General features: G+C 37.7%; 9 protein-coding genes, 1 pseudogene and 2 other annotated features (1 of these 12 cut by a window edge). Of the genes and pseudogenes, 6 read left to right on the forward strand and 4 right to left on the reverse strand.

Annotation, left to right across the window (positions count from 1 at the left end; translation table 11 throughout):
* Nucleotides 1–66, forward strand: a binding site (T-box leader); it begins 161 nt to the left of the window's first position.
* A gap of 41 nt (nucleotides 67–107) precedes the next feature.
* Nucleotides 108–346: a binding site (T-box leader), on the forward strand.
* A gap of 50 nt (nucleotides 347–396) precedes the next feature.
* From BCER98_RS20695 to BCER98_RS05210, 3 genes and pseudogenes are all read left to right on the forward strand, one after another.
* Nucleotides 397–1,133 (forward strand): annotated as a pseudogene (locus tag BCER98_RS20695) (chorismate-binding protein); the annotation flags it as partial.
* Between the two features lie 233 nt (nucleotides 1,134–1,366).
* Nucleotides 1,367–2,860 (forward strand): L-lactate permease, encoded by a 1,494-nt coding sequence (locus BCER98_RS05205; RefSeq protein WP_011984035.1) that lies wholly within the window; start codon nucleotides 1,367–1,369, stop codon nucleotides 2,858–2,860.
* A gap of 104 nt (nucleotides 2,861–2,964) precedes the next feature.
* A complete protein-coding gene (locus BCER98_RS05210; protein ID WP_011984036.1) occupies nucleotides 2,965–3,648 on the forward strand; it encodes a DUF2278 family protein in 684 nt (227 codons plus the stop codon).
* A gap of 46 nt (nucleotides 3,649–3,694) precedes the next feature.
* Here BCER98_RS05210 and BCER98_RS05215 read toward each other — a convergent pair whose 3' ends face one another.
* Nucleotides 3,695–4,528, reverse strand: coding sequence for a hypothetical protein (locus tag BCER98_RS05215; protein WP_011984037.1), 834 nt, complete (start codon nucleotides 4,526–4,528; stop codon nucleotides 3,695–3,697).
* Nucleotides 4,529–4,656: 128 nt separating this feature from the next.
* On the opposite strand from BCER98_RS05215, the gene BCER98_RS05220 reads away from it, so the two are divergent.
* The 3 genes from BCER98_RS05220 to BCER98_RS05230 all read left to right on the forward strand — a co-directional run bounded on the left by BCER98_RS05220 (nucleotide 4,657) and on the right by BCER98_RS05230 (nucleotide 7,451).
* Complete coding sequence (locus tag BCER98_RS05220) at nucleotides 4,657–5,403, forward strand: zinc ribbon domain-containing protein (protein WP_011984038.1); 747 nt, start codon at nucleotides 4,657–4,659, stop codon at nucleotides 5,401–5,403.
* Nucleotides 5,404–5,577: 174 nt separating this feature from the next.
* Nucleotides 5,578–6,912 carry an FAD-dependent oxidoreductase gene (locus BCER98_RS05225; RefSeq protein ID WP_011984039.1) on the forward strand — a complete coding sequence of 445 codons (1,335 nt, stop codon included), beginning with the start codon at nucleotides 5,578–5,580 and terminating at the stop codon, nucleotides 6,910–6,912.
* A 128-nt stretch (nucleotides 6,913–7,040) separates the two neighbouring features.
* Nucleotides 7,041–7,451 (forward strand): DUF3908 family protein, encoded by a 411-nt coding sequence (locus BCER98_RS05230; protein WP_011984040.1) that lies wholly within the window; start codon nucleotides 7,041–7,043, stop codon nucleotides 7,449–7,451.
* Between the two features lie 213 nt (nucleotides 7,452–7,664).
* Here the strand turns inward: BCER98_RS05230 and BCER98_RS05235 are convergent, their stop codons facing one another.
* From BCER98_RS05235 to BCER98_RS05245, 3 genes are read right to left on the reverse strand one after another with little or no spacing between them, the layout of a single operon-like run.
* On the reverse strand, nucleotides 7,665–9,209 hold the full coding sequence (locus BCER98_RS05235; RefSeq protein WP_011984041.1) for a SagB family peptide dehydrogenase: 1,545 nt from the start codon (nucleotides 9,207–9,209) through the stop codon (nucleotides 7,665–7,667).
* A gap of 60 nt (nucleotides 9,210–9,269) precedes the next feature.
* Complete coding sequence (locus tag BCER98_RS05240) at nucleotides 9,270–11,222, reverse strand: TOMM precursor leader peptide-binding protein (RefSeq protein ID WP_011984042.1); 1,953 nt, start codon at nucleotides 11,220–11,222, stop codon at nucleotides 9,270–9,272.
* A complete protein-coding gene (locus BCER98_RS05245; protein WP_011984043.1) occupies nucleotides 11,216–13,141 on the reverse strand; it encodes a putative thiazole-containing bacteriocin maturation protein in 1,926 nt (641 codons plus the stop codon). The genes BCER98_RS05240 and BCER98_RS05245 overlap by 7 nt, the downstream gene beginning before the upstream one ends.
* Nucleotides 13,142–13,292: the final 151 nt, after the last annotated feature.

A 13,292-nucleotide genomic window follows, 5' to 3' on the forward strand; every position in this document is an offset into this window, starting at 1 on the left:
GATACGGTTAAGTATGTTACAATTGTAACGAATGAAGGTGGTACCACGGGAGTACCCGTCCTTTTTATAGGATGAGTACTCCCTTTTTGTATGGAAATAGTAAATAAGTGAAATCGCTGAGTAAGAAGAGTCCGCATGATGGAGACGTTCCAGAGAGCTGGGATAGGCGGGGGCCCAGTGCGGTGCCAGATGCGGAATGGGCTTACGAGAGGTTTGCTGAACAGAGATAAGTAGGCAACCCGGGTTCCGCCGTTACAAGGATAAGGTATAGATTTGTACCTCAATAAAGCGGAATGTTTTTTACATCCAAATGAGGTGGTACCGCGGTAAATTTATCGCCCTCTACATATTTCGATATGTAGAGGGCTTTTTTATTTTAAGACAGAGGTGAAAGGTATGATGACAAAAGAGGAGTTTATGAGGAAACAACGACAAGAATGCCCCTTTTTCGTAATTGAGGAAGCAGAAGGAGATTGTATGACGCCTATTTCTTTATATCGCCGTATGAAGGGAGACAAGAAATTTTTATTGGAGAGTTCACAGTTGTATCAAGATAAAGGGCGTTATTCTTACTTAGGGGGAAAAGCAATAGAAGACAAGTAGAACTGACAATACAGGGGCATACTAGGCAGTTTGAAGGACAGGTATTACATGTACTAAAAGAAGTCATTGCACTGTATCAAGTTGAGGGCCCATTCCCATTTTGCGGGGGAGCAGTTGGATATGTTGGGTATGACGTCGTTCGGCAATATGAAAATATCGGTAAGGAATTATATGATCCCATCCATATTCCAGAAGTTCATCTTCTTTTATACCGTGAATATGTCGTCTATGATCATGTGAAACAGAAGATATGGTTTGTATATGTGTGCAGAAAAGAAGAATCGACCTCTTATGAAGAAGTATGTGAAAGATTACAAGGTTTCAAACGTGATATATTTAGTGAATTAGAAGAGCAAGTTGAAGTAGAAAAAGCCTCTTTATCTTTTACATCTTCTATTACAGAAAAAGAATTTTGTGAAATGGTAGAAAGGGCAAAGGAATTACTAACAAATGAGAAAGAGCGGGCAGAGCATATTATGCTAGTTGATCTTGCTCGAAATGATATTGGAAGAGTAAGTGAAATTGGCAATGAACATGGTTATCGGCGCAAACGGCACTTTTATCGGCGATTGTGCACCATATATCGGCGCAAATCAAAAAATAACGGCGTTTCGACAGAGAATATCGACCAACGACACATAACGACAAAAGAGGCTACCTGCTTAGGAGCCCCTTTTGAAAATGTATCACTCTTAGAATTGAATATTCTGACAATTGTTATATAATGGTTACAATTGTACCTTATAAGAAATGAGATGATAATATGGATGTATTACTAGCCCTTATTCCGATTCTGATGATTTTTATTTGTTTATTTCTGTTTAAACAAACATCATTAAAAGCATCGCTAATTTCTTATGCTATTTGTACGGGCATCGTGTTATTAACACCGATGTTTCGTCTGCAAATCGGGGAAGTAGTGCATGCAACGATTAAGGGTGGATTAATTTGTTTTATCGTCGGATATGTTTTGTTTTTTGGTATTCTTTTATTTCACCTCATGAACAAAATGGGATATATTAATCAAGCGGCAAAGTTTATTAAACAAGTGACAAAAGATCGTTTGCTACAAATGTTATTCATGTGTTTTGGCATTTGCCCGCTTATTGAATCAGTCAGTGGATTTGGCATCGGTTTTATGGTAGCGGCACCTATTTTTCTTTCGCTCGGTTATCAGCCGTTTCAAGCTGTTTTATTATCGTTTATCGGTTTACTAGCAAGTTCATGGGGAGCGATGGCAACGGGAACCATTATTGGAGCACAGCTTGTTCATATATCGCTCGTTCAGTTTGGAACTAGCACAGCACTGTTCAGTATTCCTTTCTTTGCATACTTTATTGTACTTTCCTTATATGTTGTTGGCGGATGGGAAGCAGTGAAACAAAAATGGAAAGAAGGACTCGGCTTTTTTCTCTTATTTTCTATTTCTATTTATCTTTCAAATGCATATGTAAGTGTCGAGTTGGCCGGTATTTTAAGTTCAATTGTAACGATTGCATGTGGTTTGACCATAATAAAACTGACCGCGAAGCAAGAGAGTAGAATGTTATCAGAACATGCAGCAACGATAGAGCGGGGGCCTTCCATTGTTAAGATTATGAGTCCTTATCTCTTTTTAACAGCTTGTATTTTATTATCTCGCCTCGTTCCTACTTTCCATCATACATTACAATCTTACGCTGTTTTAAATTTACCATCTTACTCTTATAAACTAGAACTACTATATTCCCCGGGATTTTGGCTTGGTGTTACTTGTTTGTTTACTATTTTTGTCTTTCGTGTACCATCTGCGATTATAAAAGAATCATTATTTCAAACGGTAAAACAATGGATTCCGTTTGCGATTACAACGACAATGTTTATTGCCATTTCAGAACTAATGGGAGCCGCAGGGATGCATTCCTTGTTAGCAGATGTAGCAGGAAATACATTTGGAACGTTATTTGTCTTTGTAGCACCTTTCATCGGTGGAATTGGCGGCTTTTTAACAGGAAGCAATGCTGGATCTAATGCGATGTTTATTAACCTGCAAATGCAAACAGCACAAAACGTAGGATTGCCATGGCAATATGTTACAAGTCTACAAAATACGGCATCATCAGTAGCAACCATTGCCTGTCCATCGCGGATTACACTTGGAGCTTACTTATGTAATGTTCCATTTCGCGAAAATGAGTTATTGAAGAAAACAACACTCATGATTTTCGGCGCAGTGTTGATTGTAGGTATCGAGGTCCTTATTTGGTATATATTCTAATAAATTATTTGAAAAAATCCTCTGCCACAGGAGGATTTTCTTTTTGCAATGAATAATTTATAAAAGAACAAACGTTTCTATTAAACAAAGAGGAGAGGATCCCCGTGCCGCTAAAAAACTATGGTGTATTAAAAGGAAAAGCAATACAGTCTAGGAGTGGAAAAGGGAAAACACCTCATTATCAAGTCCATTTACAAGGTGAACAAGGAGTGGATTATCGAATTGCGATTAATGTGAAGTCACAAAGGTATCCATCAGAAGTACTATATTTCGCAAGCGAGAATATAAAATCAGACGCGATTACCATTTTACTAAGCTTGCCATTTGGTTTTACAAAGGTGAAGCAGAACGAACCGAAAGTTGCATTGGATTATGTGAGAGGGAAGTTGTTTGATGCAAGACAAATGATTCCTTTACCACCAGAGAAATCAGGCGCCAACAATGACTTAAATGAAAAAATAGAACAGTATATAAAACGAGCAATAGTCGAAGAAGCAACTATTTATGCATTTGGAGAGCGATGGGGGCCAGAAGAAAATACGCCAGATGCTTATTTTCACTTTAAACCAGGAAATGGTATCCATGATATTCATATGAATCAAGGGAATGTGGAAAAGTGGAAAAAGGATGATGGCATATGGCAAGATGGCGGGATATTGATTCATTTTGAAAAACAAGACAAGTGGGCTGGTATTTTCCTTGCCTTTCAATCACAGTCATGGTGCACAGACGAGAATGGGCATGCTCTTGCCCCTGTGGAGGAGTGTAACTATAGAGGTAGAAAGTGATGCTAATGACTAAACAAGGCACATTCCAACATCGTGATGTGCCTTGTTAATATGTTTTTATTTTATAGAACAAGTAGCTGATCAGCATAGAAATGCATAAAAATAGAATGGTTATACTTGAAAAAGCGAGCATATACATATTGTATTTTACGATTCCTTCTATTAGCGTATGACGATCGTAATGAAACAAATGAGCGATGCTATTGCATAAAAGAAGAAATCCGAACAGCGTAATCAATCCATCTATTGAGCCTTCTATATCGGATTTGCTTAAAGCAATATGTGTTGAGATGCATATTGCAATGAAGAGAAAGAGCCAAAAAGATGGAGTGGATAAGTTATTTATCGTAAATAAGCTTTTCAATAAAATGATAGATGAGAAACAAATATGTTGCACCATTTCCATATTGATAGAAGCTGATTGTGTGTGTGTTTCTAGCACATTTATAAATAAATCATAAGAGTCTGGGACAAAATAATACATACATAGAATGAAAGCGGCCATTCCTGAAAAAATGGGAGCAATTCCAATAAAGAAGTTTCCTATTCTTTGATAAACACTTCTTGGGTGATATTGATGTCTTACATATCCTAAACGCCCATTGCTTACATTCGTAGGAAATAGCTGTATAGATACAATTTGGTGACGAAATACAAGGCACATGAGAGCGTGGCCAAGTTCATGAATGGGAACGCCAATCCATGCTGTTAAAAGGAATCCCTTTCTACCAAAAGCTCTCGTCCAATAAGTTCGAGTTCGTGATTCTAAATATCCAAGAATGAAACCAACTATAATAATCATCCCCACTAATGAAAATAATTGTATAAAGCTTACAAAAAGTATATGAACAATTGAGTATACAAGTTCCATATGTTTCATCCAATCTATTTATAATAGTATTTATTATCATATCACTTTGTTTACAAATTGCTAGAGCATGTTTTGTCTTCCTTTACATATATTAATCTTATAGCAGCTTAGAACATGCATATAAAGGGGGAGATGGAATGACATGTCCAAATTGTCATATGGAGAATACCGCTCATGCAAAGTTTTGTGGGTATTGCGGGCATGCTTTAACCGAGCTTGCAGAAGAACAAGCGGGAAGAAATGACAATTTAGAAAAACGAACCAATGAAGTGCGAGAGCAAGTAAAGGAATTTGTAAGCGGGTATTTTCATTTCTTTAAAAATGCAATGAAAGCTCCTTCAGCCATTATGAAAAGTGGATCCATTGAAGGGAGAAATGGAATAACAAGTCTTATTTTTATTTGTTTTTTATTTACGCTTGTTTTCTATCGCATTATGAATGAGACGACATGGATGACAATGAGTCTTATGCCTGAAACACCGTCTCCTTCATTGTTAGGAGAATCTATTAAAATCTTTTTCTTTCTCCTTGTTTTATTCCTCTTTATTGGATTTATTATTTTTATAAGTGGTAAGTTGATGCAGTCATCTTTTTCTTTTTGGGAGACGTTAGGAGTATGGGGAACAGTAGCAACACCAGTTGTTACGATGCTCATTCTTTCATTTTTATTTAGCTTTTTAACTATTTTTCTAACTATGTTATTTTTAGGAATGGCTGTAACACTTATGGATGTAGGGATTATTGTTTCGATATTTAGACTAGATCGAGGTGGATTAGATCCAGTTTATACATTGATTATCGCAAATATTCTTATTTTTATTGCAGGATGGCTTGTATTTTGGTCTTATTTGAAAATAATCGTTCATCTGTTAACTGGTTTATGAATTTTTTAATGTGAAAGGTACAGTAGCGATGATGCGCTTGTACCTTTTTTGAATGGAAAGAGCAGGATATTGGTGAAACAAGAAAGCAAATATTATACTTTGTATAAGAAAAAGGTGTTATTTGTAGAAAATCTGGAAAATGTAAAGAGTAGAGTAAAATGAAGGAGTGATATAGTGAAGTATGTAATTATTGGTGGAGATGCGGCTGGTATGAGTGCGGCGATGCAAATTATTAGAAATGATAAAGATGCACATGTGATTACGTTAGAAAAAGGAGAAATTTATTCGTATGCCCAGTGCGGACTCCCCTATGTAATAAGCGGGGCAATTTCTTCTACGGAAAAATTAATTGCACGCGATGTGAAAACATTTCGTGATAAGTATGGGATTGATGCAAAAGTACACCATGAAGTAACAAAGATTGATACGGAACATAAAATGGTGCATGGAATACATACAGATACAAAAGAGGAATTTCAATACGAATATGATCGCTTATTAATTGCAACAGGAGTTAGACCTGTTATGCCAGATTGGGAAGGGGCTCATTTACAAGGCATTCACCTTCTCAAAACGATTCCAGATGCTCATCACATATTAGAGACGTTAAAAGAGAGAAATGTGGAACGAGTGACAATTATCGGTGGTGGAGCGATTGGTCTTGAAATGGCGGAAACATTTGTAGAACTTGGAAAAGCGGTGCGAATGATTGAAAGAAACGATCATGTTGGTACAATTTATGATGCGGATATGGCAAAGTATATACATGAGGAAGCAGAGAAGCATGGAATTGAAATTTTAACAAATGAAAATGTGAAAGCTTTTAAAGGGAATGAAAAAGTAGAAGAAATTGAAACAGATAAAGGGACATATGAAACGGATCTTGTCTTAGTATCAGTAGGAGTAAAGCCCAATACAGATTTTCTTGCAGGAACGAATATACGTGTAAATCATAAAGGAGCGATAGAAGTAAATGCCTATATGCAAACAAATGTGAAAGATGTGTTTGCAGCTGGGGATTGCGCGACTCATTATCATGTCATAAAAGAAATACAAGATCATATACCAATCGGGACAACTGCGAATAAACAAGGACGACTTGCGGGATTAAATATGGTTGATAAACGAAGAGCGTTTAAAGGAACGCTTGGTACAGGAATCATTCAATTTATGGGACTTACACTTGCAAGAACCGGTTTAAATGAAAAAGAAGTAAACGGATTGAATTTGCCATATGAAACGGTAAAAGTAGATTCGACAAGCAGCGCTGGTTATTATCCGAACGCGGCGCCGCTTCATGTGAAATTATTGTATCGTTCAGATACGAAACAATTACTTGGGGGACAAGTAATTGGAGCGGAAGGTGTGGATAAGCGAATTGATGTGATCGCAATGGCGCTTTTTCATAAGATGAGTATTCATGACTTAGAAGATGTGGATTTAAGCTATGCACCACCTTATAATAGCGTGTGGGATCCAATCCAACAAGCAGCTCGGCGCGCGAAATAGTACTTCTTATCGAAAGGCTATTTTTCATATTCACTCTTGAAAAATATAGTATTTATCGATTATATTTTCATATAGTATTCATTTTTATATAATGAAGAAGCGCTAGTGTTCATGCAGGAGGATTAGAAATGGCAATTAATTTAAAAACAGTAGAAGAGTGGATTGAAGAAGCAAACGAACGACATGAAGAGGACTTTGGAGAAGTTATTCAAGAATTAAAAGAATTATGCATTGGAATTGATAATGCTACATTAATTTATCCGAAGCATGTATTTTGCTTTGGGAAAAAAGTAGAAGTATTCTTTTTCTTCCAAGATCATGTTGTAATTGGACAAGCAAAAGAAGAGTATATTGAAGTGGAAAAACTAAAGTATGACGATATGACAGACGTAAATTTAAAAACAAATGACAAAAATACAACATTACAACTGAATTTTTCTAATGGAAGATCTATTTTATTAGATAGCTTAAATGATAATTGTGGTTCGAAAAATTGGCTATTTGCAAGACAAATTAAGAGCATTTTTAAATTAATCTAACGAAAAAAGCAGACGAAACAACGTCTGCTTTTTTCGATTGGTAAGAGGGGTTTAAGGCGCTTGTCACTATTTGTCGAGCGGTCGATATTCTCTGTCGAATCGCCGATATTTTTAAAGTTGCGCCGATATATGGTGTACAATCGCCGATAAAAGTACCAGTTGCACCGATATAATTTCATGTACTACGACTTTTAGCATTTACATCGGCAGATTTTAGCTATGCAAGTTGCCTTTTAACCAATTGCGTGGTCGAGAAAAACCAACTGGAATTTGGATGAGAGTCGTTTTTTGCGTTACATCAATTTTATATAATTGATCACAAAGATTAACATCGAAACCTAAAAGGGGGTGACCACCCATGCCCATTGCAGTGGCAGCTAAGAGGAGCTTTTGAACAAGTATACCAGCTTCCATTTGCTGTATGCGGTACCCTCTATATCCAAATGTATCTTTCATATAGTCTGTATTGCCGATAACATGAAGACAAAGTGGGACTTGATATAAGTTTACATTATCTATTGTTAGACTTGAATGCAGGAGATGACGATGATCTCCAGGAGCAATGGATTCTAGTGCATGAGCGTCGCTATTATAGGAATACGCCCCGCTAGGTAAACCGTCTATATGAGAAAAGCAGCCGTACAAGGAAACGCGTGCTTTTGGATTCTTGTCGCTATTATCTATGTCATTTTGGTAAAAAAAAGAAGAAGCTGTTTCTTGCAATAAAGTAGCAAGTTCAGTGACATTCAGTTTTGTTAAGAAAAAATCAGACTCTGGTGAATAACGTTTTTGGCAAACAACTCTAAAATCATAAGATAATTGCTCTACTTTAGGAAGAGAGAAACTGTCTTTACCATACGTAGTAATTGCTTCGTTTCGTAATGTTCGAAATTGCTCAGTTGTTTCGAGCATAGAGGCTTCGTTTATTTTTAGAATCATTGGATATTCAGTCACATGTTTTGAACGAACAAAGTGTTTATGTTGCAAAATAGGGAGTTGCTCCAATAAATCGTTAGACGTGACGTTTGGTATTGTTAGAGGATTGCGCCAAGTAGATTCATTAGATAAAGGAATAATAGCATATACGCTCTCTTCTTCTTCAGAAAGTCCAAGTAAATGATTGATCGCCCGATCTAAAAATTGATAATATACGCCAGTTGTATAGCCAAATTGTTTGGAGGACGCCAGTAATTGTCCGATAAGAACACCGGTATCTAGACTGTGGAGTCGATAGGAAAAATGATTATATTTAAAGAAGTTTTTCCAAAACATTGTCGAAACAAAGATAGTGCCAAAGCAATCCGATATGTCACAGCGATCGCCAAGTGATTTTTCAAGATAAGAGTCAAAGTTTCCAGCGCGAAGTAAGAGAAGCCGATGATGCGCAACATCATAATGATAGATTCCTTGTGGGCAATCTTCAATCTTTAAATAGATATATAATTCGTTTGGATATAATCCACCCCCAGAGGGGAGAAATCTTCGAAATATATTGACGTTATGTTCAACAGAAGGTTGACATACCTTTGTTAACCCAAATGTATACCAAAGAAAATGACCAATATTTGTGATAGTAGGGCTGTTATACATCTGTTGATTTCTTACTGTTAATGGGACTTCTAGAGAAAGGGGAATACTGGGTAACCCGCGGTATAATTTATAGGGAAGCGGGGCATCTTCCCAGTTTACTTCTTGATTGTGAGGCATAATTTCATCGACTGAAAAATGTAAATGATGAAGAAATGTATCTAGTTGCATTTCGAATGAACCTCCTTCATAGTGATCCCCCACTAACATAAGTTGGTGGGGGAGAGTAGATTATGGGAAAGGATGCGGATGTGGATTTAACTGTTCAAATGTAAGAGACTGATCAACATATCCTAGTTTCATTGGTACAGTCAATACTCTTTCTAGACCGGTTATACGGGTTAAGTGATGCCCAAATGTCATCGGTAACATGCCGGGAATTAGTACTTTTACACAAGATAACCCATTTTTCTCTATAAGTGGAACAGTTTGATCAACGACAATAACATCAAGGCCTGCATGATGCAATCGAGTTAAAAGATGGGATAAATCTGATGTTAAATTTTTATCGATGGATTTTAAATAACTCATCTCTTTAAATGTTTGTAGCGGCTGATGAGTGTTCAATAAAAATTGAAGGCGCTCTTCCGCTTCTGGTAATCCATATAGCATACTGTGGTCTTCCATTTTTGTCACAAGATAAGGGTCTTGTAAACATTGTTCATATGTTTTTCGATTTGTTTCAAGATTTTCATCCATAATGAGTAACATACCGGCTAGTTCATGAATTGCGCTTTTTACAGCGCGCACAGGATCCATATGAGCACCACCTGCACAGACGAGATTCATGCCACTTTTCCTCGTATTTTTAGCGATTGCCCATATGCTTGGGATGCCGTGTTCCATTGTTGCATTAAATACATGTAACTCATAGCCTGTAATCGCCTGCATTCGAGCAATCATAAGTTGTAATTCTATATCCTCTGAAGAACGGAGATCGATGCGCGGTAAGGGTAATTGTGCATACCAAGTTAGTAAGAAAGAGTCGCGTTCTATCACTTCTAAAATGCCGTGGAAAATAGCTTCTTCTATACTGCCGCCAATCGCGCATCCATTTGAAGTTTCATAGACAAAAGCATCTTTATGTCCCAAGCTGTAATAAGCAAGTGATTCTGGAACTAAAACGGAGCGATTTTGTAATAGTGAGTATCCCCATACCCAATTTTGTGGATGATCAGGATCAAATGGTTTAAATGGGAATCCATCCCGATTATAATGTTCATCTGTATGTACACCAACTGTAAGAGGATTGATCGCGATATTTTCAAAGTCTCGGTAACTCCCATAAACATTTGTCCGTTTCCCGCGCGGAGCCATTCCACAGTAGCGCTCTAAGCCTTCCAAAATTGCGGTTGCTTCACTTATTTTGAATGAATGTGTCCGTCCGGCAACACCTTCATTTCCTAATATTAAAGGCATATTGACAATGACATCAGCAAATGGCAGAAGGGAATGCTGCATTTTGCCATTTAACAGTCCTGTTTTCTGATTTAAATAATCTTTCTTTAAACATATGCTTAAATCGTGTATGGAGCGGCAACGGTAATTGTCGCTGTTCGTTTTCAAACTTGGTTTGAATTGCAGAATAGCAGCTTCTTCAGAATCATTTGGCACTGTCACGCATACTGGGCAGAGAGGGTCTGGAAGAAATGAATGGCGTGAAGATTGGAACGTTTGTAAGTTTAGGAATATGAGTTCATCTGATAAGGAGGTATGCTCTTCTCGCTGTATGTTCTCGATTTCAGCATGAATAAGATAGGACATGTGCAGCAGCCCGATTGGTGTAGCACATATATCCCGCTTTGTCATTTGGTCTGTTTGGAAAGAATATGTTCGTTGTAATTCCCACATCTCTTTTTGGTCGAATCCGGCTGTAAATCGCCTTGCATCAGCGCATTGAGAACATCCTGGTTGATTCGGTGTAACATAAGGACCGATAATTCCTTCCCCAAATGAAGTAAAGGCGCGAAGCCATGGAATATGGGCGGATCGAAATCGTTCTTCAGCTTGCTGATGAATGGAAAGAGGGGATCCGTCATGTAGTACAAGGGCGAGACGAGTATGCTCTGGGATACATTCTTCCAGTGTATGTTGACGAAAGATCGGGTAGTGAGCAGACAATTGCTTATCTACACAATCTGCAAGTACGCCATCTCCGACAATTAATAATTGAAAATCTAGCATTCGTCTACCTCCTCTTTTATAACCACACCGAAAACACCGCTTAAACCTTCTTTAAGGAATGGTTCAATAGATAAATCAAGAATATATGGATAAAGATCCTGTTCTTTTAATTTCTGTAAAGCATTTTGCAAAGTGGAAAGATTTGGAGTGACTTCTTCTGTTTGGATTTCGATTCTACATGGTTCTCTATCTAGCATGAGGATAGAGGAATTCCATAATAGATTAGACTGATAAGGAGCTTCCTCGTTTTGAAAATGGGACAGAGCTTGTTGTAATGCATTCCTTAATGCCAAAGTTACGTTGAAGTGAGCGCTACCATACCACTTATGATGTGCTTGAACCCAAATGACGGGAAATCCATATAAATTTTCAGCCATTCCAATTGTAGGTTCTTCGCATGCGATGCGAAGCGCATCGAAATAAAAGCGGCACTGTTTATCAGCAATCTCAGTAAGTTCTAAAGGAATTATTTCTTCCGGTTTGCTTGTTTGCCTCATACATAACTGATGTGAGAAATAATGCTGAAATGCGCGGTAGATACCTTCTGTCATCGTTTCTCCAGCTCCAATTCCAATAAACTCTTCTTGCTCAGAAAGGAGAAAGTCAATCATTTTGGAGACGTATGTTTCAATTCCGGTTAGACCTGCTGAGCGCCGCGCTTCATCATGAGTGAATCCACTACAAATAATGGGAGGAAGGAGTGCTGTTGGTCCTTCTGATAATGGATCTGCGATTTGAATATAGCACTGTGACAAAGGAAGTTGTTGTAAGTCATCTTCTTCCCACATATGAAAAATGCCGGATGTTCTAGAAGTTAGCTTGTCAAAAAAGCGAAAAAGTTCATGGGAATGATTGCGCTTGGCATCTTGTTCTAGCTTCTTATCGATCTCTGTTAAAAGTTCGAATGTTACACAATTGTTTATTGTAAGGGGGTGTCTAACGAAAGAATGCCAATTTCCTTCAAGTGTCTCTAAATCGAGTAAAAAGAATTGGCCGTTTGTTTCTCGATTTGAAGCTCCAGTAATCTCTTTAAATAGCTCAAAAACAAGTACATTTGCTAGCATGGCACCAGCGATAGGAGAGAAGGAATCTTCCCATTCGTTTGGATGAAGAGCTGTTTCATGCATGCGATGCCATGCAGATTCCCAGCATTGTCTGCAATCAGAAGTGATGATGGGTCCGACTAAGCCAACTTGTTCTAAATAAATAGCAGGGATAAAGTTTTTCTTTTCTTCCTGGCAAATGGAATCGAGTAGACGTAGTTTGTCGATATTCCCATTTTGAGATACATATAAAATCCAATCGAAAGGCTCGAAAGTTTCTGCTAAGGAACAATCTATCGTCGTCTCGATTTCCTGAACAGAGACACCTTGATCTGCTGATTGTGCTTCTTGGATGAGTTCGTCTAGTCTCGCTAAGTTTGTTGCATCTCGATCCGTAATTAAGTAATGAAACGTAGGTAAACCAGATGTTAGTAAAGAAGCAACTAGTGAGATAAGCATAGGGCCAGATCCAATCGCTAACACGTTTGCCTGCCGATACGTCTGAAAATGTAAGGCGCCAGAGTGAGACGATGCCTCTAAAAATTCAATTTGTGATGCATACCTTTCTAAGAGTGTATCATCTAGTTGATGCGGAGCATTTTGACTGACGTCGCGAACAAAACCATTTGTATATAAAAGCTCACCGATTTCAAATACTCTTTTTTGATAAGGAAGGGGGAGTCCGTTCGTTAGTTCTTCCAGTGTATGTTTGCCGTTAAACATCGGCATTAATTTTTCAATCCATTCGTAGATGCCATCTCCTTGCATCCGAAATGAGCTGACATTATTTCGAAAATAGACACCTCCGTCTGAATCGGGAAGGAAAAAGGTATCTTGATTCATTTTCAGCTTTGCAGAAGGCGAGAAATTACTCATTACATTACCTCCTAATCATCGCATATTTTAGGCATACATTATCAGTGTATGTATCATAAATTGTCCGTTATGAGTGCGGAAAGAATGGAGATTTCTAAATAAAAAACCAGATGAAAGATTTTCCGCTTTCATCTGGTTTCTATCATCTAGA

The organism is Bacillus cytotoxicus NVH 391-98 (genome assembly GCF_000017425.1).
GTDB classification, from domain to species: domain Bacteria; phylum Bacillota; class Bacilli; order Bacillales; family Bacillaceae_G; genus Bacillus_A; species Bacillus_A cytotoxicus.

Bases quoted from the DNA above. Each gene is read 5' to 3' on its own strand.
- BCER98_RS05205 (WP_011984035.1), top strand. From the start codon at position 1,367: ATGGATGTATTACTAGCCCTTATTCCGATTCTGATGATTTTTATTTGT.
- BCER98_RS05215 (WP_011984037.1), bottom strand. From the start codon at position 4,528: ATGAAACATATGGAACTTGTATACTCAATTGTTCATATACTTTTTGTA.
- BCER98_RS05220 (WP_011984038.1), top strand. From the start codon at position 4,657: ATGACATGTCCAAATTGTCATATGGAGAATACCGCTCATGCAAAGTTT.
- BCER98_RS05230 (WP_011984040.1), top strand. From the start codon at position 7,041: ATGGCAATTAATTTAAAAACAGTAGAAGAGTGGATTGAAGAAGCAAAC.
- BCER98_RS05235 (WP_011984041.1), bottom strand. From the start codon at position 9,209: ATGCAACTAGATACATTTCTTCATCATTTACATTTTTCAGTCGATGAA.
- BCER98_RS05240 (WP_011984042.1), bottom strand. From the start codon at position 11,222: ATGCTAGATTTTCAATTATTAATTGTCGGAGATGGCGTACTTGCAGAT.
- BCER98_RS05245 (WP_011984043.1), bottom strand. From the start codon at position 13,141: ATGAGTAATTTCTCGCCTTCTGCAAAGCTGAAAATGAATCAAGATACC.